The organism is Nocardia sp. NPDC055053 (assembly GCF_053608285.1).
This window is the reverse complement of record NZ_JBSGVD010000044.1, coordinates 16,247-43,042: the sequence shown is the minus strand read 5'-3', so window position 1 is coordinate 43,042 and position 26,796 is coordinate 16,247. Positions and strand designations below refer to the sequence as shown.

Annotated in this window: 18 protein-coding genes; 9 read left to right on the top strand and 9 right to left on the bottom strand. The window is 68.9% G+C overall.

Annotated features, from left to right (window positions below; all coding sequences use genetic code 11):
- Positions 1 to 147: 147 nt before the first annotated feature.
- Positions 148 to 1,773, bottom strand: coding sequence for a DUF2207 family protein (locus ACWF82_RS30365; protein ID WP_452506738.1), 1,626 nt, complete (start codon positions 1,771 to 1,773; stop codon positions 148 to 150).
- A 278-nt stretch (positions 1,774 to 2,051) separates the two neighbouring features.
- Between ACWF82_RS30365 and ACWF82_RS30360 the strand changes: the two genes are divergently transcribed.
- Entirely contained in the window at positions 2,052 to 2,963 is a 912-nt protein-coding gene (locus tag ACWF82_RS30360; protein ID WP_452506736.1) for a neutral zinc metallopeptidase, read from the top strand.
- Between the two features lie 118 nt (positions 2,964 to 3,081).
- Here ACWF82_RS30360 and ACWF82_RS30355 read toward each other — a convergent pair whose 3' ends face one another.
- A complete protein-coding gene (locus ACWF82_RS30355; RefSeq protein ID WP_452506734.1) occupies positions 3,082 to 4,362 on the bottom strand; it encodes an ammonium transporter in 1,281 nt (426 codons plus the stop codon).
- Between the two features lie 77 nt (positions 4,363 to 4,439).
- The gene (locus ACWF82_RS30350; RefSeq protein ID WP_452506732.1) at positions 4,440 to 5,264 is read right to left on the bottom strand and encodes a hypothetical protein; all 825 of its coding nucleotides are present in this window, start codon (positions 5,262 to 5,264) and stop codon (positions 4,440 to 4,442) included.
- 440 nt (positions 5,265 to 5,704) lie between these two features.
- Between ACWF82_RS30350 and ACWF82_RS30345 the strand changes: the two genes are divergently transcribed.
- The 4 genes from ACWF82_RS30345 to ACWF82_RS30330 all read left to right on the top strand — a co-directional run bounded on the left by ACWF82_RS30345 (position 5,705) and on the right by ACWF82_RS30330 (position 16,087).
- Positions 5,705 to 8,650, top strand: a complete 2,946-nt coding sequence (locus ACWF82_RS30345; RefSeq protein WP_452506730.1) for a DNA polymerase III subunit gamma and tau — start codon at positions 5,705 to 5,707, stop codon at positions 8,648 to 8,650.
- A gap of 189 nt (positions 8,651 to 8,839) precedes the next feature.
- Positions 8,840 to 10,054, top strand: coding sequence for an acetyl-CoA C-acetyltransferase (locus tag ACWF82_RS30340; RefSeq protein ID WP_452506728.1), 1,215 nt, complete (start codon positions 8,840 to 8,842; stop codon positions 10,052 to 10,054).
- Between the two features lie 39 nt (positions 10,055 to 10,093).
- Positions 10,094 to 12,250, top strand: coding sequence for a 3-hydroxyacyl-CoA dehydrogenase NAD-binding domain-containing protein (locus ACWF82_RS30335; protein ID WP_452506726.1), 2,157 nt, complete (start codon positions 10,094 to 10,096; stop codon positions 12,248 to 12,250).
- Positions 12,251 to 12,538: 288 nt separating this feature from the next.
- On the top strand, positions 12,539 to 16,087 hold the full coding sequence (locus ACWF82_RS30330) for a protein kinase domain-containing protein (protein ID WP_452506724.1): 3,549 nt from the start codon (positions 12,539 to 12,541) through the stop codon (positions 16,085 to 16,087).
- 35 nt (positions 16,088 to 16,122) lie between these two features.
- Here the strand turns inward: ACWF82_RS30330 and ACWF82_RS30325 are convergent, their stop codons facing one another.
- Together ACWF82_RS30325 and ACWF82_RS30320 are read right to left on the bottom strand one after the other, a co-directional pair.
- The gene (locus ACWF82_RS30325; RefSeq protein ID WP_452506722.1) at positions 16,123 to 17,439 is read right to left on the bottom strand and encodes a class I SAM-dependent methyltransferase; all 1,317 of its coding nucleotides are present in this window, start codon (positions 17,437 to 17,439) and stop codon (positions 16,123 to 16,125) included.
- Entirely contained in the window at positions 17,436 to 18,872 is a 1,437-nt protein-coding gene (locus tag ACWF82_RS30320; protein ID WP_452506741.1) for an FAD-binding oxidoreductase, read from the bottom strand. The genes ACWF82_RS30325 and ACWF82_RS30320 overlap by 4 nt, the downstream gene beginning before the upstream one ends.
- A gap of 175 nt (positions 18,873 to 19,047) precedes the next feature.
- Here ACWF82_RS30320 and ACWF82_RS30315 point away from each other — a divergent pair, with 175 nt between their 5' ends.
- Complete coding sequence (locus tag ACWF82_RS30315) at positions 19,048 to 19,482, top strand: SRPBCC family protein (RefSeq protein ID WP_452506720.1); 435 nt, start codon at positions 19,048 to 19,050, stop codon at positions 19,480 to 19,482.
- Positions 19,483 to 19,485: 3 nt separating this feature from the next.
- On the opposite strand, the gene ACWF82_RS30310 is transcribed toward ACWF82_RS30315, so the two are convergent.
- Genes ACWF82_RS30310 through ACWF82_RS30300 form a run of 3 tightly spaced genes read right to left on the bottom strand, consistent with a single transcriptional unit; the run spans position 19,486 to position 21,269 of the window.
- Entirely contained in the window at positions 19,486 to 19,836 is a 351-nt protein-coding gene (locus tag ACWF82_RS30310) for a VOC family protein (RefSeq protein WP_452506718.1), read from the bottom strand.
- Positions 19,833 to 20,663 carry a MerR family transcriptional regulator gene (locus ACWF82_RS30305; protein WP_452506716.1) on the bottom strand — a complete coding sequence of 277 codons (831 nt, stop codon included), beginning with the start codon at positions 20,661 to 20,663 and terminating at the stop codon, positions 19,833 to 19,835. Before ACWF82_RS30305 ends, ACWF82_RS30310 begins: the two co-directional genes overlap by 4 nt.
- Before the next feature lie 45 nt (positions 20,664 to 20,708).
- Positions 20,709 to 21,269, bottom strand: coding sequence for a hypothetical protein (locus tag ACWF82_RS30300; protein WP_452506714.1), 561 nt, complete (start codon positions 21,267 to 21,269; stop codon positions 20,709 to 20,711).
- A 224-nt stretch (positions 21,270 to 21,493) separates the two neighbouring features.
- On the opposite strand from ACWF82_RS30300, the gene ACWF82_RS30295 reads away from it, so the two are divergent.
- A complete protein-coding gene (locus ACWF82_RS30295; RefSeq protein WP_189032343.1) occupies positions 21,494 to 21,838 on the top strand; it encodes a YbaB/EbfC family nucleoid-associated protein in 345 nt (114 codons plus the stop codon).
- Positions 21,838 to 22,446 (top strand): recombination mediator RecR, encoded by a 609-nt coding sequence (gene recR / locus ACWF82_RS30290; protein WP_189032345.1) that lies wholly within the window; start codon positions 21,838 to 21,840, stop codon positions 22,444 to 22,446. The genes ACWF82_RS30295 and recR overlap by 1 nt, the downstream gene beginning before the upstream one ends.
- On the opposite strand, the gene ACWF82_RS30285 is transcribed toward recR, so the two are convergent.
- On the bottom strand, positions 22,443 to 23,084 hold the full coding sequence (locus tag ACWF82_RS30285; RefSeq protein WP_452506712.1) for a hypothetical protein: 642 nt from the start codon (positions 23,082 to 23,084) through the stop codon (positions 22,443 to 22,445). The two genes, recR and ACWF82_RS30285, sit on opposite strands and share 4 nt — an antisense overlap.
- 136 nt (positions 23,085 to 23,220) lie before the next feature.
- Here ACWF82_RS30285 and ACWF82_RS30280 point away from each other — a divergent pair, with 136 nt between their 5' ends.
- Complete coding sequence (locus ACWF82_RS30280) at positions 23,221 to 26,730, top strand: transglutaminase family protein (protein WP_452506710.1); 3,510 nt, start codon at positions 23,221 to 23,223, stop codon at positions 26,728 to 26,730.
- The last annotated feature ends 66 nt before the right edge of the window (positions 26,731 to 26,796 follow it).

The following is a 26,796-nucleotide window of genomic DNA, read 5'->3' as shown; positions in this document are numbered from 1 at the left end:
CTGGGACGCGGACCTGTGCGCCCTCCTCGCCGACGGCGACGGCCCGCTCGTCGCCCGCCCCATCCACGCCCTGCCCGCCGGCCACCGCGGGACCCTCCTCGAGGTCGGGTCGTGCGGGGCTGGGAGTGCGGTCAAGGCGGACCCGGCTCAGCGAGGGTTGAAAGCGCCTTCCAGGGCTGTGATGAAGAACGGGAACTGGCCGGCGAAGCGGTGCAGGTTGCGGTCGCGGTCGTAACCGGCGAACCAGTACAGGCCGGGCTGGGAGTCGGCCGAGGGGTCCATGTCGCGGAAGGCGCGGATCCAGTTGTCGGCCCGGCCGCTGATCACCGTGTACGGCAGGGCGCGGGAGAAGACCGTTTCCTGATCGATCGGCGGGATCTGCTCGCGGGTAACGGCATCAAGGCCGCGCTGCATGGCCCTGGCACGCCCGGCGACGGTGTCGCCGAGGGTCGTCCTGGTCGGCAGGTAGTTGGGCAGCAGGACCGCCGCGACACCGGCCAGGGCGATGGCGACGCCGACCAGCGCGTGCCCGGAGGTCAGCGCGAGGGTGACCGTGGCGATCAGGCCGAGCGCGATCAGGGCGACGCCGATCCACCGGGGGAGCGCGCGCTGCTTCGGGTCGGCGAAGGCACCGGTGGCGACCGCGTCGGCGCGCATGGCGGCGCGGACCGGCTCGAGCTGCATGCGACCGGGCGCGCGGAGCTCGCGGACGGCGACGGTGTCGGTGCCATCGGGTAGCAGCATGTCGTAGACGACGCGTTCGTAGTCGCGCAGCTGGTCGTCGGGTGCGTTGACCCGGCTGATCCGCCAGTCGTCCTCGCCACGGGCGTTCACCGGCGTGATCCACAGGTAGCGCCGGACGGCGAGATCGACGACGGTCGCGGCGATGTCGACCGGGTCGACGTGCTCGTCGAGCAACAGTCCCGCCTCGCCGGGCAGCACGCCGTCGGGCGAGGTGAAGTCGACCCGGCCGCCCTGTTGGACAAGGGGTTCGAACGCGTCGCTGCCCGCGATCGCCGCGGCGGCCCGCTTCCTGGCCAGCAGCACGTAGGCGATCATGCCCGCCAGGGCGAGCAGCAGCGCGCCGAAGGCGGCGAACACGGGCGCGGTGAAGGCGAAGAACCCGTTCGAATCGCCGCCGCGCACATCGGCATTGGCCGGCACGGTGCCGGGCGGGAGCTGCAGAGTGAGATCGATCGCGTCGCCCTTACGCAGATCGCGCTGGCTCAGGTACAGCACGCCGTCGGGTTCGGTGTGCACATCGGCGCACGGCTTGGCATTGCCCGCCGGTCCGAGTTTGCAGTCGACGATGCCCATTTGATAGCTGGGGCTGATCACCGAGACGTCGAGCGCGGCGATGTCGGCGTTGAGCACGCCGAGCCAGTGGAACACCTGGGTGCCCGGTGCGTCGGAGACGGTGTTGTGCAGCGAGTAGGTGAACTGGGATTCACCCGGCTTCGCTTCGACGACGAACTGATCGTCGACCGTGGTCGCGGTGCCGGCGCCGCTCGCGGTGACGTCGGTGACCTTGAAAATTCGCTCGACGTCGTCACCGACCTTGAGGCGCAAGGGAAGTGTCATCGTGAAATTGCCGCCGGCGGGTACACCGACCGTCTCGGTGACCTCGAGCACACCGGCTTCGGTCAGCGTGAGGTCGGCGGTGATCGTGACGCCGATCGGCGCGGGCTCCGTGTGGGCTACCGGCGCGGCCGCGAGCACACCCGCCGCAGCGAGCAGCAGCGCGCCTGCGGCGCCCCCCCGAAAAGTCAGCATGGCTGCTTACTCTAGACAGCTTGCTATCCTGCGTCAGCGGCTGTCGGCGACGAACTAGACGAGGGGGTACGGGGGACGTGACCCAACCACCGTACGGTTATGGCCCGGTCGGCCCTGGTGGACGACCTGTTCCGCCGCCTCCTGGCTATGGCCCGCCGCCGGGTTATCGGCCGCAGCCCGGATACGGCCCGCCCGGTTATCAACAGCCCCAGGGTTATCCACAGGGTTATGGACCGCGGCAGGGTTACGGTCCGCCGTCGGGCTACCGGCCGCCGCCGATGCCCTACGGCCCGCCCGGCCGCCCGACCCCGCCGCCGCGTAAGCGCCGTGGCGGCCTGACCTCGCTGTTCCTCGTGGTCGTCTTCCTTGTGGTCGGCGGCCTGGTGAAGTTCGCCGTCAACACCGGAATCGACGTCGGGATCGGCGCGATCGGCCCCAAGCCGAGCACCACCTACGAGCCGCAGCCCGGCACCGCACCGGCGGCGACCAGCGACAATCCGCTGCTCACCGACGCCGACGGCACCCTGGTTCCGGCGTCCTGCGACTACGCGCCGTGGGGCACCCAGGTCGACAAGGCGCGCGCGTTCTTCGAATCGGCAGCCCGCTGCCTGGAATCGGCGTGGAAACCGCTGCTGGCCGAGAACAACCTGCCGTTCGAGTCGCCGACGCTGAGCGTCACCGCGACCACCGCGGGCATCACCACCCCGTGCACCGGCTCGACGAGCAACTTCGCCGCCTTCTACTGCGCCGCGAACAAGACCATCTACATGCCGATCAGCCAGCTGCAGACCGACCAGTTCCGCGACAACTGGGTCGTGTACCTGTCGGTGTTCGCGCACGAATACGGCCACCACGTGCAGGCCCAGTCGGGCATCCTGCGCAAGGCCAACAGCGAACGCGTCGACGCGGGTGCCCGCTCACCCAAGGGGCTCGAGCTCTCGCGCCGAGTCGAGTTGCAGGCCAACTGCTTCGACGGCATGTTCATCGCCTCGTCGAAGGGCGGCGGTTCGCTGTCGTCCGCGCAGGTCACCGTCGCCACCAAGGATTCCTACGGCCGCGGTGACGGGCCAGGCGACATGCGCGATCACGGCACCTCCGAGCACGGTGGTCAGTGGTTCGAGGCAGGCCTCGACCACAACCTCACCCCCAAGTGCAACACCTTCACGGCCAGCACAGGCGAAGTGAGCTGACCCGCCTCTCCGCGATTCAGGCCGGACTCGTGTGCCACCTGCGCAACCGTTGGCGGCCGGCGGTTCGGGCTGGGGTGAGTCAGCCCGTGCCCGGTGAGTTACCCATGTGCTTGCGTTGTCAGTGCCCGCCGTAGTGGCCCTCGCCGAAGCGGCGGGGGGAACTGCCGTGCACGCCTTCGGCATACGCTGTCTCGGCGTGCAGGGCGAAGTCGATGCCCGCGGTTTCGTCTTCCTTGCTGACGCGGAATCCGATGACCTTGTCGATGCCCTTGCCGATCACGAACGACACCGCGAACGCGTACGCCGCGACCACAAGGACAGCGACGAACTGCTTGCCGAGCTGGGTGAAGCCACCGCCGTAGAACAGGCCGTTCACGCCGCCGGTCATCACCTCGGTGGCGAGCAGGCCGATCAGGATCGTGCCGACGATGCCGCCGACGAAGTGCACGCCGACCACGTCGAGCGAATCGTCGTAGCCCGCCTTGTGTTTCCAGCCGACCGCGAACGAACACACGATGCCGGCGGCCAGGCCGACGATCACCGCGCCGAGGGTGTTGATCACGCCGCAGGACGGGGTGATCGCGACCAGACCGGCGACCGCGCCGGAGGCCGCGCCGAAGGTGGTCGGCCTGCCGTCGCGGACCTGTTCGACGATCAGCCAGCCGAGCATGCCGAGGCTGCCCGCGACGAGGGTGTTGAGGAAGACCGCGGCCGCCGTGCCGGTGGCGCCGAGTGCGGAACCGGCGTTGAAACCGAACCAGCCGAACCACAGCAGACCGGCGCCGAGCAGCACGAACGGCAGGTTGTGCGGGCGCATCGCGTCGATGTTGAATCCGATGCGCGGGCCGAGCACCAGGGCGAGCGCCAGGGCCGAAGCGCCGGAGGCGATCTCCACCACCAGGCCACCCGCGTAATCGAGCGCGCCGAAATCGAGCAGCCAGCCGTCGGGTCCCCACACCCAGTGCGCGATCGGCGCGTACACCGCCAGCGTCCACAGCGGGACGAAGACCATCCAGCCCGCGAACTTGGCGCGGTCGGCGATCGCGCCGGAGACCAGGGCGGCGGTGAGGATCGCGAAGGTCAGCTGGAAGGTGACGAACAGCAGTTCCGGAATCGTGCCGCGCACTGAGCCGGGATTGATCCCGGCAAGGCCGACGTGCTCGAGGTTGCCGATGAGGCCGCCGCCCGCATCGTCACCGAAGGCCAGGCTGTACCCGGCGACCAGCCACACGACGGTGACCAGCGGGATCGCGATGAAGCTCATCATCAGCATGTTCAGCACGCCGGTGGAGCGCACCATCCCGCCGTAGAAAACGGCCAGCGCCGGCGTCATCAACAGCACCATGGCGGTAGCCGCGAGTAGCCAGGCGGTGGCCGCGGGATCGATCGTTGCGGGCACGGTAACTCCTTCCACGCGTGATTGCGTTGCGTGGAAATTACCGAATACTCACCGCCTGCGCTGGTGTCGGCCCGGTTCTAGCTCCGGTTGTCCTTCGCCAGTGCCCGCGTGCCGCGCTTGCCGGGAACGGGCAGGTCATCGCCGTCGGCGAGCCATTCGGCGGTGATCAGCCAGCGCCGCTGGGCGTGCGCGTCGGCCACGTCGAAGAAGACCCGCCTGCCGCGGTCGTCGCGCAAATCGCGGGCGAGCGCTGACCAGCTCGGCGGCCTGCCTCGCTCGGCGGTGTGCTCGACGACGAAACCCGCGACCAGCTTCCCGATCATGTTGACCGGTTTCTGCGACACCCGATTGCCGTACTTGGTCGTGTGCCAGCGGCGGGCCGGGCACAGCGAACCTGGACTCGCGTTGGAGGCGATCCAGCCCGCGCGCTGCGCCCGCTCGATCAGCCACAGATGCTTGACCGCCGAGGGCGCGATCTCGCCTACCCGCTCGGCGATGAGCTCGGTGATCTCGGCGTCGGCGAGGATGTCGCGCCTGGTCGGGCCGATGTCGTGCGCGGACCAGTACGCGGCGGCGAGCCTGGCCAGGATGCGACCGAACTCGTCGATGCTGCGCTGCGCGCGCCTGCCGAGGCGTTCGATCCGCTCGGCCTCGCGGCGCATCTCGTTCTGCGCGGTGAGGGTGCGGATCGCCGCCATCGTCGGCACCTGCCCGCGTTCGAGCAGTTGCAGGATGGCCGCGGCGGTCGCCGGGTCCGCCGCGGCGGCGACGGGCAGCGAATCGCGCTTTATGTCGAAGTCCTGTGGGCTGATCGCCCTGCTCAGCAGGCCGACAGCGGCGTGGTCGCCTGCGAAGTCGGTGTGGGCGAGCCAGGCGGTTGCGATGTCATCACACGACAGCACGGTGAAACGTTCCTCCGGTCGGCGGTGGGGGAGCGATACGGTGCGCGAAGGTTGTGCCCCGGCCGGGATGAGGGACCGGCCGGGGCCACCAACCTGATGAAGGTTTGGCCACCGAAGTTGCCGAGATCCACGGTAGCCAGCGGCTTGCGCTGCTGTCACGACCATTGATTGTTTCGTTACATCCGGAAAGCGCTGGTCAATCGGGGATCAAGTACGTATTTCCGCCGTAACCAGGATTGTCCGCCGATCCAGGCGGGATTCGCCGCGTGGCGGGCAGTCGTCAACTCGGCCGTTGCGCCCGGTCGACCGGGTTTGCCCGCCTTGTCCCAACCTGTACTCGAACTGTGATTCATGTCACAGTTTCGCGGCGATCTGTGCGAGGAGTGGCGACGCGTCGGCCGCTCATCCGCCTGTCGGTGGGCGGCGGTAGCCTGTGGGCCGTGGCTCTGTACCGGAAGTATCGACCGGCGACGTTCGCTGAGGTAGTGGGTCAGGAGCATGTCACCGACCCGCTGAGTACGGCGCTGGATACCGGGCGGATCAGCCATGCGTATCTGTTCTCCGGTCCGCGCGGCTGCGGTAAGACCTCCTCCGCGCGTATCCTCGCGCGCTCGCTGAACTGTGTCGACGGCCCGACCTCGACGCCGTGCGGGGTCTGCGCCTCGTGTGTGGCGCTGGGCCCCGGTGGTGCGGGCAATCTCGACGTCATCGAGCTCGACGCCGCCAGCCACGGTGGTGTCGACGACACCCGTGAGCTGCGCGATCGCGCGTTCTACGCGCCCGCCGAGTCGCGCTATCGCGTGTTCATCGTCGACGAGGCGCACATGGTCACCACGGCGGGCTTCAACGCGCTGCTCAAGATCGTCGAGGAGCCGCCTGCCCACCTGATCTTCATCTTCGCCACCACCGAGCCGGACAAGGTGCTGCCGACCATTCGTTCGCGCACCCACCACTATCCGTTCCGGCTGCTGCCGCCCGCCACCATGCGCGGCCTGCTCGGCAAGATCTGCGAGCAGGAGCACGTGCCGGTGGAGGAGGCGGTGTATCCGCTGGTCATCCGGGCCGGTGGAGGTTCGCCGCGAGACAGCCTGAGCGTGCTCGACCAGCTGCTGGCCGGTGCGGGGCCCGATGGTGTCACCTACCCCCGCGCGGTCTCGCTGCTCGGCGTCACCGACGTGGCATTGATCGACGACGCGATCGATGCGCTGGCCGCCGACGACGGCGCCGCGCTGTTCCGCACGATCGACAGCGTCATGGAAGCAGGCCACGACCCGCGCCGCTTCGCCGTCGACCTGCTCGAGCGCCTGCGCGACCTGATCCTGCTGCGCGCGGTCCCCGACGCCGCCGAGCGCGGCCTGGTCTCCGGCCCCGGCGACGTCCTGGAACGCATGCGCGACCAGGCCGAACGCCTCGGCCCCGCCACCCTGACCCGCTACGCCGAACTCCTGCACGAGGGCCTCGGCGAAATGCGCGGCGCCACCGCCCCCCGCCTGCTGCTCGAGGTCATCTGCGCCCGCATGCTCCTGCCCTCGGTCTCCGACACCGAGTCCGCGACCTTGCAGCGCCTGGAACGCCTGGAGCGGGGATTCGCGGGCGGTGCCATCCCCGCCGCGCCCGCCCGCTCCGGCCCAGCCGCCGGCGAACCGCCCGCCGAGCGTGCGTCCGCCCCGGCTCAGCGCCCCGCCGCCGGTGGCGAGAACCGCCGTCGCGGTGCGGAACTCCTCGCGGCGGCCAAGGCCGAAAAGGCGGCGGCCGCAGGCGGATCGGGGGCGTCCGAGTCGCCACGTGAACGTCTCGCGGATGCCGCGGGAAACCCCGCTGCCGCAGCCGAGTCTGCTGTGCAGGCCCCGCCGACCCCGCCCGCGCAGCAAAATGTGCCGGTGGCGCAGCAGAACGTGCCGCTCGCCCAGCAGGACGTGCTGGGTTCGCGGCACGGTGCGCCGTTCGAGCAGTCGAACCAGCCGGGTGCCCAGCAGAACCAGCCGGATTCGCAGCAGGACGCGTCTGTCGAGCAGCAGAGCCAGAACCCGCGGGGCGCGCAACAGAATCCGCTGCCGGCTCAGCCTGTGCGCGGGCCTGCAGCACAGCCTGTCGACGGCGTGGCATCGGAAGGCGATGTTTCTCAGGCATCTTCGGCGGAAGCGGGAGTCGGTCCTGCGGGTGACGCGGTGTCGTCTGCCGGGCGATCGTTCGACTTCCAGGAGCAGCTGGCCGATGCCGCTGCCCCGGCTGGCCCGGACGCCGGGTCGGCGATAGGCGATACGGCCGCGCCCGCGTCGCGAGTTGCCGATCCTGGCACCCAGCCATCTGGCGATCCGTACGCCCGTGGCTCGGAAACCCCAGCACCGCAATTTGATTCGCCCGCGCAGGCTCTGTCTCCGGCTGCTGGTCGGCAAGCGCCCGCCGCTCCCCAGGAAGCTGCGGGCCCGCAGACGGCTGGCGCCACGCAAGCCTCGGAAGCGCCTGCCGCTCCGCAGGCGGCAACGACACCGTCGACACCTCCTGTTGCGGCGCATGAGGCAACGACACCGCCGGCGCCTTCTGTCGCTGCGCAGGAATCCGCTGCGTCGCAGGCAGCTACCGCTTCGCAGACGGGTGTCGCCTCGCGGATGGCAGGGGCCTCCCAAGCAGCTGCTTCGTCCTCGCGGGCGGCAGAAGCTCTGCAGACATCTGCCGCCCCGGAGTCGGCTGCGACCCCGCAGGCGCCCGCCGCCCCGGCGGAGGATCTCGTCGCGCTGGTCGACGGTGCCTGGGCGGAGATCAAGGGGAAGGTGCGGGAGTTCGGGCCGACGTTGCAGGCGCTGTTGTCGGGGGCGGCGGTGTCGCGGGCCGAGGGTGAGGTGATCGTGTTCGCGCATCAGAGTCCGCCGTTGGCGCAGCGGTTGTCCGATCCGCGCAATATCGAGGCGGTGCGGTCGGCGGTGCGCGCGGTGCTCGGGCGCGAGCTGGATGTGCGCTGGGAGACGGGGGCGCCCGCGCCGCGTCCGGTGGCGAAGGTCGCGAGCGCGCCGGCGCGGGGTGAGGGCAAGCCGACCGGGCGGCCGAAGTTCTCCCGGCCGAGTCAGGCCAACGGGAATCAGGCCGGTGCGTCGGGGCAGGCCAAGCCGGTGTCCGACGACGACATCCCGCCGCCCGATTTCCCCGACCTACCCGACGACCCGGGTCCGGACGAGGGGTACGGGTCGGATTCGGGCCGGTCCGGTGGCGATTCCGGGCGCGGTGGCAGGCCGGGTGACGCGGTGCTGGCGCCGCCGACGCCGGAAGAGGAGCAGGAGATGCTGGCCGCCGCGGCGGAGCCGGTGGCGCCCGGAGATCGGCAGGACCCGGACGAGGTCGCTCTGGCGTTGCTGCGTAACGAGCTCGGAGCGAAGAGTCTGGATGGTTGACAGCTGCCAGCCGGACCGCGTTAAGTTAACCGGAGTTCGCACACCACGGTAGTATGAACGGGTGGCCGGAAACGCCGGATGAGCATAGTTCTATGCTCCGCTGGTGCTTGCCGGGATTTGTACGGCGTCAGGACGGATGGTCGTGGCGTTCGTGCGGCCACCGCACCCCAAGGAAGGAAACACTCCGATATGACCACAGAGGCCTACATCTACGAGGCCATCCGCACTCCGCGCGGCCGCGGCAAGAAGAACGGCTCGCTGCACTCGGTCAAGCCGATCGATCTGACTGTTGGTCTGATCCAGGAGCTGCGTGGCCGCTTCCCCAACCTCGACGAGGACCAGATCTCGGACCTCATCCTCGGTGTCGTCACCCCCGTCGGTGACCAGGGCATGGACATCGCCCGCACCGCGGTCACCATCGCGGGCCTGCCCGACACCGTCGGTGGCTTCCAGCTCAACCGCTTCTGTGCCTCCGGCCTCGAGGCCGTGAACCTGGCTGCGCAGAAGGTTCGCTCCGGCTTCGACGACCTCGTCATCGCCGGTGGCGTCGAGTCGATGTCGCGCGTGCCGATGGGCTCCGACGGCGGCCCCTGGGCGCTGGACCCGGCCACCAACTACGACGGCTACTTCGTGCCCCAGGGCATCTCGGCCGACCTGATCGCCACCATCGAGGGCTTCTCCCGCGATGACGTCGACGCCTACGCCGTGCGCTCGCAGGACCTGGCGGCCAAGGCCACCACCGGTGGTTACTTCGCCAAGTCGATCGTTCCGGTCAAGGACCAGAACGGCCTCGTCGTGCTCGACAACGACGAGCACATGCGTCCCGGCACCACCGCCGCCGACCTGGGCAAGCTGAACCCCTCCTTCGCCGGTATCGGTGAGATGGGTGGCTTCGACGCCGTCGCGCTGCAGAAGTTCACCTACATCGAGAAGATCAACCACGTCCACCACGGTGGCAACAGCTCGGGCATCGTCGACGGCGCCGCCCTGGTGCTGATCGGCTCCGAGGAGGCGGGCAAGAACTCGGGTCTGACCCCGAAGGCCCGCGTCGTCTCGACCGCCACCTCCGGTGCCGACTCGACCATCATGCTGACCGGCCCCACCCCGGCCGCGAAGAAAGCACTGGCCAAGGCGGGCCTGACGATCGAGGACATGGACCTCGTCGAGATCAACGAGGCGTTCGCCTCCGTGGTGCTGAAGTTCCAGAAGGACCTCAACGTCCCGGACGAGAAGCTGAACGTCAACGGCGGCGCGATCGCCATGGGCCACCCGCTGGGTGCCACCGGCGCGATGATCACCGGCACCGTGGTCGACGAGCTGGAGCGCCGCAACGCGCGCTACGGCCTGGTCACCCTGTGCATCGGCGGCGGCATGGGTGTCGCCACCATCATCGAGCGCGTCTGATCCCCGGCCGAAACTTCTCATAGGAGAGAACGAAAAACTATGACTGACAACATCATCGGCTGGGAGAAGGACGCCGACGGCGTGGTCGTCCTGACGATCGACGACCCCAGCCAGGGCGCCAACACCATGAACGACGCCTACCTCGCGTCGATGAACGCCACCGTCGACCGCCTCGAGGCCGAGAAGGACGACATCACCGGTGTCGTCATCACCTCGGGCAAGAAGACCTTCTTCGCCGGCGGCGACCTGAAGAACATGATGAAGGTCGGCCCGGACAACGCGGCCGAGGTCGTCAAGATGGTCACCGACGTCAAGGCCCCGCTGCGTCGCCTCGAGCAGCTCGGCAAGCCGGTCGTCGCCGCCATCAACGGCGCTGCCCTCGGTGGCGGCCTGGAGATCGCGCTGGCCACCCACTACCGCGTCGCGGCCGACGTCAAGGGCTCGGCCATCGGCCTGCCCGAGGTCTCCCTGGGCCTGCTGCCCGGTGGCGGCGGCGTGACCCGCACCGTGCGCATGCTCGGCCTGCAGAACGCGCTGATGCAGGTGCTGCTGCAGGGCCAGCGGCACCGCGTCACCAAGGCCAAGGAAATCGGCCTGATCGACGAGGTCGTTTCCTCGGTCGAGGAGCTGCTGCCCGCCGCCAAGGCGTGGATCGCGGCCAACCCCGAGGCCGCGCAGCCGTGGGACAAGAAGGGCTACCGGATCCCCGGCGGCACCCCGTCCACCCCGGCCTTCGCGGCGAACCTGCCCGCGTTCCCGGCCAACCTGCGCAAGCAGATCAAGGGCACCAACATGCCCGCCCCGCGCGCCATCATGGCCGCGGCGGTCGAGGGCGCGCAGGTCGACATCGACAACGCGCTGACCATCGAGGGCCGTTACTTCACGAGCCTGCTGACCGGCCCGGTCGCGAAGAACATGATCCAGGCGTTCTTCTTCGACCTGAACCACATCAACGGTGGCGGCTCGCGTCCGTCCGTCGCGGATGTGCCCAAGCGTGAGATCAAGAAGATCGGTGTCATCGGCGCCGGCATGATGGGCGCGGGCATCGCCTACGTCTCGGCCAAGGCCGGCTACGAGGTCGTCCTCAAGGACGTCAAGATCGAGGCCGCCGTCAAGGGCAAGGGCTACGCGGAGGCCATCGAGGCCAAGGCGCTCTCGCGTGGCAAGACCACCCAGGAGAAGTCCGACGCGCTGCTGGCTCGCATCACCCCGACCGCGGACGCCGCCGACTTCAAGGGCGTCGACTTCGTGATCGAGGCCGTGTTCGAGAACCCCGAGCTCAAGAACAAGGTCTTCCAGGAGATCGAGGACATCGTCGACGCCGACGCGCTGCTCGGCTCGAACACCTCGACCCTGCCGATCACCCTGCTCTCGGAGGGCGTCAAGCGCTCCGAGGACTTCATCGGTATCCACTTCTTCTCCCCCGTGGACAAGATGCCGCTGGTGGAGATCATCAAGGGCAAGAACACCTCCGACGAGGCGCTGGCCCGGGTGTACGACTACACCCTCGCCATCAAGAAGACCCCGATCGTCGTCAACGACAGCCGTGGCTTCTTCACCTCGCGCGTGATCGGCACCTTCATCAACGAGGCCATCTCCATGGTCGCCGAGGGTGTCGACCCGGCCACCATCGAGCAGGCGGGCCTGCAGGCCGGCTACCCGGCCGCGCCGCTGAAGCTGTCGGACGAGCTGAACTTCACCACCATGCAGAAGATCTACAAGGAGACCTCCGAGGCCATCCTTGCTGCCGGTGGCGAGCTCAACGCCGCGTCCGCGAAGACCGCTCAGGTCATCGACACCATGGTCAACGACCAGGGCCGCACCGGCAAGCTGGGCGGCGCGGGCTTCTACGACTACGTCGACGGCAAGGCCACCGGCCTGTGGGACGAGCTGCGCTCGATCTACAACTCGCAGCGTGAGCTCCCGGAGGGTGTCACCTTCCAGGACCTCAAGGACCGCATGATGTTCGCCGAGGCCATCGAGACCCAGAAGTGCTTCGACGAAGGCGTGCTCACCAGCACCGCCGACGCGAACATCGGCTCGATCTTCGGCATCGGCTTCCCGGCCTGGTCGGGCGGCTCGCACCAGTTCATCGTCGGCTACCCCGGCGGCCAGGAGGCCTTCGTGGCCCGCGCCGACGAGCTGGCGAAGAAGTTCGGCTCGCGCTTCGAGGTCCCCGCCTCCCTGCGCAAGTAAGTCACTGACAGCGCATTCAGTGCGCTGAGCTGTGCAGACAGCCCCGTTTCGCTCCGGCGAGACGGGGCTGTCCCCATCCAGTGGCAGGACGAATGCTGTTCACCCGGGGACACTTTGGGTGGCAGGCGGTGCGTCGAACGGCTGTGGCGGGGAACCGATGCCGCCACAGCATCGAATCTCCACCCGATAGATGCCGGATCGCGCTAGCTTGGATATGTACGGATTGTTCGGGGGTCCGTATGCCGACTGAAACGCCGGTGACGCCGATTCGCTTCGAGGGGTGGTCACATGGAACCGGAGCCGACCCGTATACAGCGCGGGCCGTCCGAGTCGTCACCGGTGGGGACGAACACCCAGCGCGCCAAGGTGCCGGGGGAGATCGACGAGGCGGTTGTCGCCGAGCTCGACGCCATGGGGCTCACGGGGGCCAAGGAGATCGGGCGCGGCGGATTCGGCGTGGTGTACCGGTGTTTGCAGCCCGCGTTGGACCGGGTCGTCGCGGTGAAGGTGCTGTCCTCGGAGATCGATCAGGAGAGCCGGGAGCGGTTCCTGCGCGAGGAACAGGCGATGGGCAGGCTGTCCGGGCATCCGAACATCGTCGACATCCTGCAGGTCGATGTGACAGCGACCGGGCTGCCGCTGATCGTCATGCCGTACTGCTCGCGCGGTTCGCTCGAACGTCTCATCCACGATCGCGGCCCGTTGACCTGGGCCGATACCCTGCGCGCCGGGGTGAAGCTGGCGGCGGCGATCGAGTCGGCGCACCGGGCCGGGATCCTGCACCGCGATGTGAAGCCGGCGAACGTGCTGATCAGCGGGTACGGCGAACCGCAGCTCACCGATTTCGGCATCGCCCGCATCCCCGGCGGCTTCCAGACCTCGAGCAGCCTGATCACCGGTTCGCCCGCGTTCACCGCGCCCGAGGTGCTCAAAGGTCATGAACCGACTGTTCAGTCTGATATCTACGGCCTCGGCGCGACCCTGTTCGCCCTGCTGACCGGCCACGCCGCCTTCGAGCGGCAGGCGGGGGAGAAGGTGGTGGCGCAGTTCCTGCGGATCACCACCCAGCCGGTGCCGGATCTGCGCGCCATGGACATTCCCGCCGACGTCGCCGCGGTGATCGAACAGGCCATGTCACCCGACCCGGACGACCGCCCCGCCTCGGCCCACGAATTCGGCGAGATGCTGCGCCAGGTGCAGCGCGCGCACGGCCAGATGCCCGACGAGATGGCCCTGCTCGACACCGCGGCGGACACCGCCGAGGTGGAGACCCCGGAATCGCTGAAGGCCGTCACCGGCCGCCGCAGCTGGCCGCTGACCTTGCAGCCCGTCGGCTCCGCTGTGCCGCTGCGCAGTGGCAATACCGGCACCTTTCCGCCGACCGCGGCGACGAAGTTCCGGCCGCCGACGCCCGCCCGCGAGCCCCTCCCTCGGCAGCGCCTGCTCGACGTGCTGCGCGCCGGTGGCCGTCGCAGGCTCGCCCTGGTCCACGCGCCCGCCGGGTTCGGCAAGAGCACGGTCGCCGCGCAGTGGCGCGCCGACCTGATCGCCCGCGATATCCCGGTCGCCTGGCTCGGCATCGACCAGGACGACGACAGCGAGATCTGGTTCCTCGCCCACCTGATCGTGGCCATCCGCCGGGTCCGCCCCGACGTCGGCGCCGGCCTGGAGCAGGTGCTCGAGGAGCGTCCCGCCGACGCGGCCGCGTTCGTGATCGCGACCCTGATCGATGAGATCCACGCCAGCGGCCGCAGCGTGGTGGTCGTCGTCGACGACTGGCATCGGGTCAGCGACCCCGGCGTGCACCGCGCGATGGCGGCCCTGCTCGACAACGGCTGTCACCATGTGCGTTTCGTGGTGACCAGCCGCGACCAGTCCGGCCTGCCGATCAGCAGGCTGCGGGTTCGCGACGAGCTGGTCGAACTCGGGGCGGTCGAGCTGCGGCTCACCGAGGCCGAGACGCGCCAGATCCTGGTGGAGCGCAATGGTTTCGCGCTCACCGACGAGCAGGTCGAGCAGATCCACACGGCCACCGATGGCTGGCCCGCCGCCATCCAGCTGGTGAGCCTGACTCTGCGCGGCAAGGCCGATCCGGTCCAGCTGCTCGGTCAGCTCGCCGAGGGCGGGCACGGGATGCGGGAGTATCTGGCCGAGAACGTGCTCGACAGCATGGATCCCGAGCTGCTGGAGTTCCTGATGGCGATCTCGGTGGTCGAGCGGGTCAGCGGCTCGCTGGCCTCGTTGCTCGCCGATGTCCCCGACGGCGCGTCGATGCTCGAACAAGCCGAGCAGCGTGAGTTGTTCGTGCACCGGATCGAGCACGACCCGGAGTGGTACCGGATGCAACCGCTGTTCGCCGAGCACCTGCGCACCCGGCTCGAACGCATGCACCCAGGGCGCGCGAAGATGCTGCACCGCAAGGCCGCTCGCTGGTATGCCGAGCACAACCTGCTGCGCAAGTCGGTCGACCACGCGCTGGCCGCGACCGATCTCAAGCTCGCGGGCGACCTGCTCGAGAGTGGCGGCATGGACCTGATCGACCGTTCCCGGCTGGCGACCCTGCTCGGCAGCGTGTCCAAACTGCCGGTGCAACAGGTCGCGTCACGGTCCAAGCTGCTGATGGCGGTCGCGCGGGCCAATATGAACCTCCAGCAGACCAGCACGGCACGCTCGGCGCTGGGCAGGCTGTCGAACCTGCTCGCCCGCGGTGGCGGCGAGCCGGAGCTGGCCGAACAACTGGGTGCGGCAACGGTGCTCGACGCCGCCGACCGGGTGGCGCACGATGACACCGCGGAGGTGGCCGACCACCTCGCGGACCTGCTGGCCGACCCGGGCGAGCTGCCCGCGTGGATCGTCTCGACCGCGGCCAACTTGATCTCGTTCGTCCGGATCTGCGAATTCGACTTCGTGGGTGTGACGACGATGCAGGACTGGGCCGCGGATTATCACGCGCAGTCGAAGGACCCGCTCGGCGCGGTCTTCGGGCTCTGCTGCCGTGGTGCCGCCGCCTATGAGCGACTCGACATCGCCACCGCCACCGAGAGTTTCGAGCTGGCATACGAGAAGGCACGGGACGTGGCAGGCCCGCGTTCGGACGCCGCGCGCGTCGCCGCGGCGCTGCTCGGCGAAGTGGCCTACCGCCGTGGCGATCTGGCGCTGGCCGACCGGCTGCTCGACGAGAGCCACGAACTGGTGACCCGGGTCGGCCCGGTCGACTTCCTGGTCGCGACCTTCGTGATCGGGGCGCGGGTGAAGGCCGCGCTCGGCGACCTGTACACGGCGGCGGCGCGCCTGGACGAGGGCACACGGGTGGCCGCGGAGAACCGACTGGCCCGGCTCGACGCGCAGGTGCGGGCCGAGCGGTCCCGGCTCGGCCTGCCCACCGGCGACAGCGCCGACCGGTTCGCCGCCGAGCTGTCCGGCAACGGCAAGCGGCGCAAGTCCGGCGCGGCCGTGCTCATCGCGGAGGCCCGTCAGATCGCCGACATCAGGGCACTGCTGGCCGAACAGCGCCTGCGCGCCGACGATCGGGCCGCCCGGCACGCCAGGGTGCTCTACGCCCGGCTGCTCGACCAGCCCCGGCCGCGCGCGGAACTGGACGCGACGCTGCTGCTGGCGGAGTGCCTGGCGACGGCGGGCTGGGTCGGCGAGGCCACCGGGCTGGTGCTGCCGGTGCTGCGTACCTGCGCAGACCTCGGCTGGACCAGGCCGCTGCTCGACGCCGGTCCCGGCGTCGTCGGGCTGCTGCACGTGCTGCGCACGCAAGCCCACGACGAGCAGCATCACCCGGTGCTCGACGGGGTCCCGAGCCACTTCCTCGACGAGCTGCTCGTCTGAGCCCGGGTGCGCTCGCACCCGGGCTCAGACGCGAACTACGGCTGCCACCAGGGGCGCAGCGGCACGGTCCAGGCGCCGTCGGAACCCAGCTTCACCCCGAGCACGTGATGCAGCTGCACCACATTGCGCTGGAATCCGAGCCTGCACCCGGCCATGTACAGGCCCCACACCTTCGCGGTGCCCTCGCCGACCTCGGCGACGCAGGCGTCCCAGTTCTCGACCAGGTTCTTGCACCACTCGTGCAGGGTCAGCGCGTAGTGCTCGCGCAGGTTCTCCTCGTGCAGCACTTCCAGGCCGATGTTCTGGATCTCGGAGATGATGCGGCCCGAGCCGATCAGCTCCCCGTCGGGGAACACGTAGCGGTCGATGAAATCGCCGGCCTTGGTGGTGCGGGTGTTGTCCGGCCGGGTGATGCAGTGGTTGAGGAACAGGCCGCCGTCGCGCAGCTTGTCCTTGATGTAGCCGAAGTAGAACGGGTAGTTGTGCACACCGATGTGCTCGGTGAGGCCGATGGAGGAGACCGCGTCGAATTCGCCCTCGGGGATGTCGCGGTAGTCGCTGTGCCTGACCTCGGCCAGCTCGCTCAGGCCTTCCTCGGCGATCTTCTGCTGCGCCCAGGCGGCCTGCTCGGCCGAGAGCGTCGCACCGATCACCTTGACCCCGCGCCGGGCCGCGTAGCGGACCATGCCGCCCCAGCCGCAGCCGATGTCGAGCAGCCGGTCGCCTTCCTTCAGCCGCAGCTTCTCGAAGATCAGCCGGTACTTGTTCTCCTGGGCCTGCTCGAGGGTCCAGTCCGGCTCGCCGTAGACCGCACAGGTGTAGGTCATCGACGGGCCGAGGACGTACTCGTAGAACTTGTTCGAGACGTCGTAGTGGTGGTGGATGGCCTCGGCGTCGCGAGTCTTGGAGTGGCGCAGGCCTTCCAGGGCGATCCGGCGCCAGCGGGGCAGCGTCTCCTGCGGCGGCGGCGCGATCGGCTTGAGCCGTTCCCAGCCCAGCGAGCGCGCGATGGTGACCAGCGACAGCGCCGACGGGCGATGGAACTTCATCGCCTGCATGGCCTTCAAGATGTTGTACGGGTCGCCGGGGTGCACGCCGTCGGCGACCATGTCACCGGCGACGTAGGCGCGTGCCATGCCGAGGTCGCCGGGCGCCGAGGCCAGGTAGTTGATGCCGCGTGGCGTCTTGATCTCGAGGGTGTAGGGCGCGGTCTCCGGTCCCGTCGCGCTGCCGTCGTAGGCCTTCAAGCGGATCGGGATGTCACCGTCGATGAGTGTCTCGAACACTTCGGCAATGCTGAGCCGGGTTCCCAGCTCGGCGAATACCTCGGATCGGTCCTTGAATGTCGTCACTTGCGTTGCACCGCCTTCGAATACAGATTCAGCAGTCGTTGGTCCGGGTCGTAACGGTTCTTCAGCGCGGCATACGTCTCGCCGCCGTACAGCTCGGCGAATTCTTCCTCGGCGTAGTAGGAATCCGAGTACAGCGACTTGTGCCCGTCGAATTCGGACACGATCTTCTCGATCGCGCGGTTGGCCGCCCCCTCCGGTTGACCCGGCTTGCTTGGGACGGCCGACCAGAATCCGACATTGACGTAGGTGCGCCCTGGTTCGAGCGGGTACAGCGGCCACGGACGGTCGCCCGCCGGGTCGGCCGCGTTCTCCCGCAACCGCAACGGGCACAACCAGATCGGCTCGATCGGTATTTCCTTCAGGAACCATTCGACGAAGTCGCCGGTGCGGTGCACCGGCACCTCGATGTCCTGGACCACCCGTTCCTGCGGCGGGTTGCCCTTGCGGGCTTCCAGGCGGTCGCCGATGTGGTACTTGCGGTCGAGGGCGACCAGTTTCCAGTAGAAACTGCTGCGGCGCAGCGACTTCGGCCAGAAGCGGCGGATCTTCGGGTTCTGGGTGCCGAAGGCGCGTGAGCACCAGAACCAGTCGGTGTCCCAGCGCCACAGGTAGTCGTGGATGGTCAGCCGGTCCGGTTTCACGCCGTTGGGGTGCTGGATGGACCGGTAGTAGATGTCCATGCCGGTGTAGTCGCTGACCGGGCCGGGCTCGTCGGTCTGCCTGCCCAGAGTCAGGTAGCTCTCGGTCGCGGTGAAGACGACGCCGTCGAGGTAGTCGACCTGCTCGCCGTCGTAGCTGCGCTCGGTGACGATGCGCTCGAGTTCGGCTTCCAGTTCGCGCAGGTCGTGGAAGCGCACGTGGCGCAGCGCGACATAGGGCTTGACGGGTTCGAGCTCGATCTTCAAGCGGACCGTGTAACCCAGGGTGCCGTAGGAGTTGGGGAAGCCCTTGAACAGATCGGCGCGGTCGCCATCCGGCTTGACGGTGACGATCTCGCCGGAACCGGTCAGCACGTCCATTTCCAGCACGGATTCGTGCGGCAGGCCGTTGCGGAACGAGGTCGACTCGATGCCGAGACCGGTGACCGCGCCACCCAGGGTGATGGTCTTGAGCTGCGGAACCACCAGCGGCGCCAAGCCGTAGGGGAGCGTCGCCGCGACCAGGTCCGCATAGGTGGTCATCCCGGCGACGTCCGCGGTTCTGGACTTCGGGTCGACGGCGATCACCTGCCCGAGACCTGACACGTCGAGGCCGGGCGCGGTGGTCGCCGCCCTGGCCCGGAACAAGTTCGACGTCTTCTTCGCCAAGCGGACGACGGCGCCGGGTGGAATGGCGCGATAGCTTGCCAGCAGTCGCTCCACACCCGCTCGGTGCGCGGCATATCCAGACTCGCGTGCGGCCGGTTCGTGGCCGGCCCTACCCAAAAGACTCACTGCCACGGGTTCGACGCTAGTACGACCGTGTCCGTCCGGCTACCAGATAACCGCACGCCACGACGAAATGTCACGCACATGTTTCTCTTTCACCCAACCTGGTCGGCCGATCCGAACCGGCGCAGGGCAGGATGTCACCAGATCGAGACATCGCACCACCGACAAGGAGTCAACAGTGGGACAGGTCAGCGCCAGCAGTTCGATCGTCGTCGCCGCGGATCCGCAGCGCGCCCTCGAAGCGATCGGTGACTACGAGACGATCCGTCCGCGCATCCTCTCCTCGCACTACCGCGACTACAAGGTGGTCGAGGGCGGCAAGGGCGCGGGCACCGTGGTGGAGTGGACGTTGCAGGCCACCGAGAAGCGTTCGCGCAACGTGCGCGCGAACGTCACGGTGTCGGACTCGATCCTCACCGAGCGCGACGCCAACTCCTCGATGGTCAACACCTGGACCGTCACCCCGGACGGTGCGGGCTCGCAGGTCACCCTCCGCACCACCTGGCAGGGCGCAGGTGGTGTGTCGGGCATCTTCGAGGGCATCTTCGCCCCGCTCGGCCTGAAGAAGATCCAGGCCGAGGTGCTCGCGAACCTGGCGCGCGAGCTCGCCTGAGCGTTACTCCTTGCCGATGTCGAAGAGGTTTCCTTCGGGGTCGGCGAGGGTGACCCACTGCTGGCCGTACTCGTCGAAGTCGCCGATGTGCTTGGCGCCCAAGCTGATCGCGCGCTCGACGTAGTCGCGCCACTGGACGGAGTGGAAGTCCAGGTGCACGACGTTCTTGCCCGGGGTCTTGTCGGGCACCTTGATGAACATCAGCACCGGCGAGGCACCGGAGGTCTGGCCGACGGTGGCGAAGAACGCCGAGGCCTCCGGGTCGACGGGCCGGTCGAGCAGCTGGGCGTAGAACTCGGCCAGCTCGTTCGCGTTGTCGCAGTCGAACGTGACATTGCCAAGGGCGAGGGTCATCGGGTTTCTCCTTCGGTGATCGGCCAGCACACTTCGGTGCGGTAGTCGGCCGGGCTATCGGTGAGGTCAGGTCCGACGAGATAGCGCTCGCGGACCGGTTCGCCGGGAAGTACGGTGTCGTGCTCGGCGACATGGCTGCCCAGCGCGCCGTAGGTGCGGTCGAAATCCTCGAACGCGCCCGTGTGCACGGCGACAGCGAAGCGGCGGGCCGGGAATTCGGTGATCGCCAGCCCGTCGGGCGGGGTGAGCTCGGTGCCCGGCGGCAGCGGTACGTACGCGGTGACGGCGCCGGCGTCCTCGGCGAAGAACTCCGTCGAATAGGTCGCGCCCGCAACGCCTCCCGGTGTCACGCCCGCACCGAGCAGGTTCACATACAGCTGTTCGAACGCGTCGCCGCACCACTGCGCGATCGCGCCGCGTTCGACCCGCTCGGTGCGGGTGAGCGCGGTGAACGCGGGCTCGACCCGGTAGTCGACGCGCAGCGGCGGCGCGGGCTCGGTGAGCAGCGCGCGCAGCGACGCCACGACATCCCTGGTCCGCTGTAATTCGGCTTCCATCCTGGTCAGATGCGCGCGCAGGGTGGCGTCGCGGTCGGCCGGATCGGCGGCGGCGAGCACGGTGCGGATCTGTGGCAGCGGCATGTCCAGGTCGCGGAGTCTGCGGATCAGGTGCGCCGTCTCCACCTGATCGGTGCCGTAGCGGCGGTACCCGGTGCCCGCGTCCACCGCGACCGGCTCCAGCAGCTGAATCTCGTGGTAGTAGCGCAGCGTCTTGACGCTCAGATGGGTGAGGCGGGCGAACTCGCCGATCGCCACGGTGGCTGTCATGAGAATCAGCCAACACCCTCCAGTGAGAGGAGAGTCAAGAACGGCTCACGCGGGCGCGAGCAGGAACGCGGTGATCAGTGGCCACTCGCCCTCGCGCCACCACGAATAGCCGAACCAGACGCCCGGGGTGATCTCGCGGATCTCGTCGTAGACCTGTGGTGTCGGGGACGGGGCGTAGTTCAGGGCCCAGGCGGGACGGCCGTCGAGGATGGACGGCGCCTGGTAGACATCGGCGGGGAACGCCTCGGTGCCGACCACCCGGTTGGTCAGGGTGCCGCCGTCGGGGCCGGTGCGGAACACCTTGCCGGTCCACAGGGCCGGCGCCACCGCCACCAGCTGTGGCGGGCGGGTCACCCAGCCGTTGGTGACACCCGTCGGCACGGCACCTGCCTGCGCGTCGCGGTAGATCTGGTCCTGCTGGGTGACACTGCAGCGAGTACGCAGCGAATTGAGGGTCGCCGCGGAATTGCCGGGATCGACAACGCAGCCGTTCCCGTAGTCGACTATCTCCCCGGCGGCCTCGGCCGACGCGGTGACCGGTGCTAGAACTAGCAGGCCAACGGCTGACACCGAAGCGGTGATCAGGGACGCGCGGATGACACTCATCTGTTCTCCCTAGAATTGCTGAACCTGGATCCGACCCCGATCGATCCTAGGCCCGAGGCCCATCACCGGATCTGTTGCGGGCAGGCAGCAATCAAGCTGTTACCGGGAAGGTCACGGATAACGGCACGGTCGGTATGCGCCACCGCGGTGGCGGGTGTGGGAGTATCCCGGCGGCGCGTGAGGACTACGCTTGACGCGGACGAAACTTCTGGAGAGGACGTGCTGTGCAACCCGGTGATGGTCAGTTCGATATGCAGGCCCTGCTCGCGCAAGCCCAGCAGATGCAGCAGGCGGTGATGCAGGCCCAGGCCGAGCTCGCCGAGTCCGAGGTGCAGGGGCAGGCCGGTGGCGGTCTGGTCCAGGCGACCATCAAGGTCAGCGGTGAGGTCATCGCGCTGACGATCGACCCGAAGATCGTCGATCCCACCGATGTCGACGGGCTGCAGGATCTGGTGATCGGCGCGATCAACGACGCCATGGCCAACGCGCAGAAGCTGGCCGCCGAACGGCTCGGCCCGCTCTCGCAGGGCCTCGGCGGCGGTTCGATGCCCGGTCTGCCCGATTTCTGATGTATGAGGGGCCGGTTCAGGATCTGATCGACGAGCTGGGCAAGCTGCCCGGCGTCGGTCCGAAGAGCGCACAGCGCATCGCTTTTCACCTGCTGCAGGTGGAGCCGCCGGAGATCGACCGGTTGCAGGCCGCGCTGCAGAAGGTGCGCGACGGCGTGCAGTTCTGCGTCTCGTGCGGCACCGTGGCCGATGGTGAGCTGTGCCGGATCTGTGCCGACCCGCGCCGCGACCGCACGATGATCTGTGTGGTCGAGGAACCCAAGGATGTGCAGGCGATCGAGCGCACCCGCGAGTTCCGTGGTCGCTACCACGTGCTCGGCGGTGCGCTCGATCCGCTCAGCGGTATCGGCCCCGATCAGCTGCGGATCAGGGAACTGCTGACCCGCATCGGCAATCAGGACGACGGCGTCGACGTGAGCGAGGTGATCATCGCGACCGACCCGAACACCGAGGGCGAGGCGACGGCCACCTACCTGGTGCGCATGCTGCGCGATTTCCCCGGGCTCACCGTCACCCGGCTGGCTTCCGGCCTGCCGATGGGCGGCGACCTGGAGTTCGCCGACGAGCTGACGCTCGGCCGCGCGCTGTCGGGCAGGCGGGCGCTCTAGAACTCCACGCGGGTCCAGCTCACCTCGGCACCCGCGTCGGGGTTCTCGGTGGTCCAGTCCCAGATGATGCGGGCGACCTGCGCCGGATCATCGACGGTGGTGCCGAAGTGCTTGTCGGGCGAGCCGTCGCGGTATTCGACGGTGTAGGGGCCCGCCGGGTCGCGGTAGGTCTGGATGTAGCGCTGCTCGCCGCGTTCGACGATCAGGTACGGGTTCGGGTCGGCCAGCCCGGCGACCCACTGGTGCGCCAATTCCTCGGTGAGATAAGGGAATTCGCCCGCGCCGCCATGGGTGACGGCGACCGGGACGTGCCCGGCCGGGTCGATCAGCCAGCTCAGCTGCGGGTCGTAGACGGCGTAGCCGCGCGGGGTGGCGAGATCGAAGAGCAAGGCGCGGACGAAGCCGATCGCGTCGTACGGCGAGGGGATGTAGAGCGTTGTCCCGTTCGCGCCGCCGACGGATTCCACGCTGAGGAACGAGTCGTCCACCGGCAGTTCGCTGTTGCGCTCGTTCAATTCGGCCGCGATCTCGGCGATCTCGTCGGACTCCGGCTGACCTTCCTGGGCGGCCAGGTACGCGTCCACCTCGTCGACGGAGGTGGCGACGCCGGACGGCAAGAGGATGTGGTCGTAGCTCACGAGATCAGCCTACGGGTCGGTCGGTTCGCGCTGGTCGGGCAGGCATTGTTGCCTGCGGGTTTCGACCCGGTGCCCGTCGGGAAACTCCGGTTTCGTCAGGCCACGAGGTACGGGTGGGGTGTGGTCAACTGGGTGCATGGGCATCAAGGTGTCACTCGAGCACCGGACCGCGTACTCCTTCGATCGTCTCGTCGACGTGCATCCGCACGAGGTGCGGCTACGGCCCGCACCGCATTCGCGGACACCGATCGAGGCGTACTCGCTACGCGTGTCGCCGCCCGGCCACTATGTGAACTGGCAGCAGGACGCGTTCGGCAATTTCGTTGCGCGGCTGGTTTTCCCGGAACCGACCCGGGAGTTGTCGATCACCGTGGGGTTGATCGCCGACCTCGAGGTGGTCAACCCGTTCGACTTCTTCGTCGAGGACTACGCCGAGCACTTCCCGTTCGCCTATCCCGAGGCGCTGGCCGCCGACCTGGAGCCGTATCTGCGCCCGGTCGACGAGGCGGGGCCGGGATCGGGGCCGGGGGAGTTGCTGCGCGACTGGGTGCGGGTGCACCGCGCGCAGGGCCGTATCCGTTCCATCGACTACCTGGTCGAACTCAACTACGCCCTGCGCAACACCGTCGATTACACGGTGCGGATGGAACCGGGAGTGCAGACTCCCGACGACACGCTGCGCCGCAGGCTCGGTTCCTGCCGTGATTCGGCGTGGTTGCTCGTCGCCATCCTGCGCGAACTCGGCCTGGCCGCGCGCTTCGTCTCCGGCTACCTGGTGCAGCTGACCTCGGACACACCAGCGCTGGACGGACCGTCCGGGCCGAGCGCCGACTTCACCGACCTGCACGCGTGGACCGAGGTGTACCTGCCGGGCGCGGGCTGGATCGGCATGGACCCCACCTCCGGGCTGTTCGCAGGCGAAGGGCACATCCCGCTCGCCGCGACCCCGCACCCCGGCGCCGCCGCACCGATCACCGGCGCGACCGGGATCACCGAGGCCACTCTCGAATTCAGCAATGTGGTGCGGCGGGTGCACGAGGACCCGCGAGTCACCCTGCCCTACACCGATTCCCAGTGGGAGCGGATCACCGCCTCCGGCACGGCCGTCGACAAGCGGATGGCCGCCGCCGAGGTGGGCCTGACGATGGGCGGCGAACCGACCTTCGTCTCCATCGACGACCAGATGAGCGCCCAGTGGACCACCGACGCCGACGGTCCACACAAGCGCGAACGCGCCGTCGACCTGGCCGACCGCCTGCGCGCGATCTACGCGCCGACCGGACTCGTGCAATACCGCCAGGGCAAGTGGTATCCCGGAGAACCGTTGCCGCGCTGGGAGATCGCCATCACCTGGCGCGCCGACGGCGAGCCGGTGTGGACCAGGCAGGATCTGCTCATCGATCCGTGGACCCCGGTCTCACAACGCCGGCCCGTGGATGCCGCGTTGTCGCCGACGGCTGCCTCGGAGCGGCCCGAAGCCACGCAACCTTTGCAGGCGGCGGTGCGCCCGGCCGAGACGCAGCCGCTCAACGCGACAGCAGGCGTGCTGACGCAGCCGCGTCCGACCGCCGATGCGGACTCTGCCCGATCTCTGATCGCCCATATCGCGGGCGCGCTCGGGCTGCCCGACACCCAGGTGCGTCCCGCCTTCGAAGACCCGCTGGCCAGGCTGGCCGCCACCGTGACCGCGCCCTATGGCGAGCCGCCTGCGGCCGACCTCGATCCGGGCGAGGATTCCCCCGAGGCCCGCCGGGCGCTGCTCGGCCGGCTCGACGAATCCGTCAACGAGCCGACCGCCTACGTGTTGCCCCTGCACCGCAGGGACGACGGCGTGGGCTGGGCCAGTGCCGACTGGCAGCTGCGTCGCGGTCGCGACGGGGACGATGGACCCGGCCGGATCGTGCTCACCGACGGTGATTCGCCCGCGGGACTGCGGCTTCCGCTGGACTCGGTGTCCTGGCACACCCCACCGCCGATTCCGGAAGCCGATCCGCTGTTCCAGGGTCCGCTGCGGCTGCCGCGCGAGGAACCGCCCGCCGTGCTGGAACCGGCGGACTTCACCCCGACCACGGCGCTGGTCGCCGAGGTGCGGGCGGGGCGGCTGCATGTGTTCCTGCCGCCGGTGGGCGAGCTCGACGACTTCCTCGATCTGATCGCCAAGGTAGAGAAAGCCGCGGTCGCGCTCGGTCAGCCGGTGGTGCTGGAGGGTTATGCCCCGCCGAATGACGCTCGCCTGCACACCTTCTCGGTGACGCCCGATCCCGGCGTGATCGAGGTGAACATCATGCCGACCAGCTCGTTCGCCGAGCAGGCCGTGGTGCTGGGCACCCTCTACGAGCAGGCAAGGCTGGCCAGGTTGAGCACCGAGTCGTTCGACGTGGACGGCACGCACGGCGGCACCGGCGGCGGTAACCACATCACCCTGGGCGGGGTCACGCCCGCGCGCTCGCCGTTGCTGCGCCGCCCGGATCTGCTGGTATCGATGCTGACCTACTGGCAGCGTCATCCGGCGCTGTCGTACCTGTTCGCAGGCCGATTCGTCGGCCCGACCTCGCAGGCGCCACGCGCCGACGAGGGGCGCGAGGGTTCGCTGTACGAACTCGAGATCGCCTTCGCCGAGATCGCCCGGCTGACCGCCGTACCGGCAGCGGGAACGCCGTCCGAAATTCGTTCGGCCCCATGGCATATCGATCGTGCCCTGCGGCATCTGCTGACCGATCTCACCGGCAACACCCATCGCGCCGAGTTCTGCATCGACAAGCTCTACAGTCCCGATTCCGCGCGCGGCAGGCTCGGCCTGCTGGAACTGCGCGGCTTCGAGATGCCGCCGCATTTCCAGATGGCGATGGTGCAGTCGCTGCTCGTGCGCGGCTTGGTCGCGATGTTCTGGGACAAGCCCTACCGCGCACCGCTGCTGCGGCACGGTGACAACCTGCACGGCCGCTACCTGCTGCCGCACTTCCTGATGAGCGATATCGCCGAGGTCGCCGCCGATCTGCGCGCGCACGGCATCGACTTCGACACCAGCTGGCTCGACCCGTTCACCGAATTCCGTTTCCCGCGGATCGGCACCGCGATGATCGGCGACGTCGAGCTGGAACTGCGCGGCGCGATCGAACCGTGGCTGACCCTCGGTGAGCAGACCACCGGCCATGGCACGGCGCGCTATGTCGACTCCTCGGTGGAGCGGTTGCAGGTGCGGGTGGTCGGCGCCGACCGCGGCCGCTACGTGGTGACCTGCAACGGCATGCCGGTACCGCTGCTGGCCACCGGCAAGACCGACGTGCAGGTGGCGGGCGTGCGCTATCGCGCCTGGCAGCCGCCGAACTCGCTGCATCCGTCCATCACGGTGGACGCGCCGCTGGTGTTCGACCTGGTCGACGCCGCGACCGGTCTCTCGCACGGCGGCTGCACCTATCACGTCGTCCATCCCGGCGGCCGCGCCTTCGACGACGCGCCCGTCAACGCGGTGGCCGCGCAGTCGCGGCGCAACCGTCGCTTCGAGGCGGCGGGGCATACCGTGAATCCGATGGATCCCGCCGAACTCCGTGCGAAGATCGCGGCGCAGTCGACCGATGCCGGTGCACCGGGCATCCTGGATCTACGTCGCGCGCGCACCGTGTGGGGCGTCAGCGAAAACCGGTAACTACGACAACCCGCCCAACTACAGCACTCCCCGACCTCGAGGAGGGGACGGCCGCGAAGCGGCCGG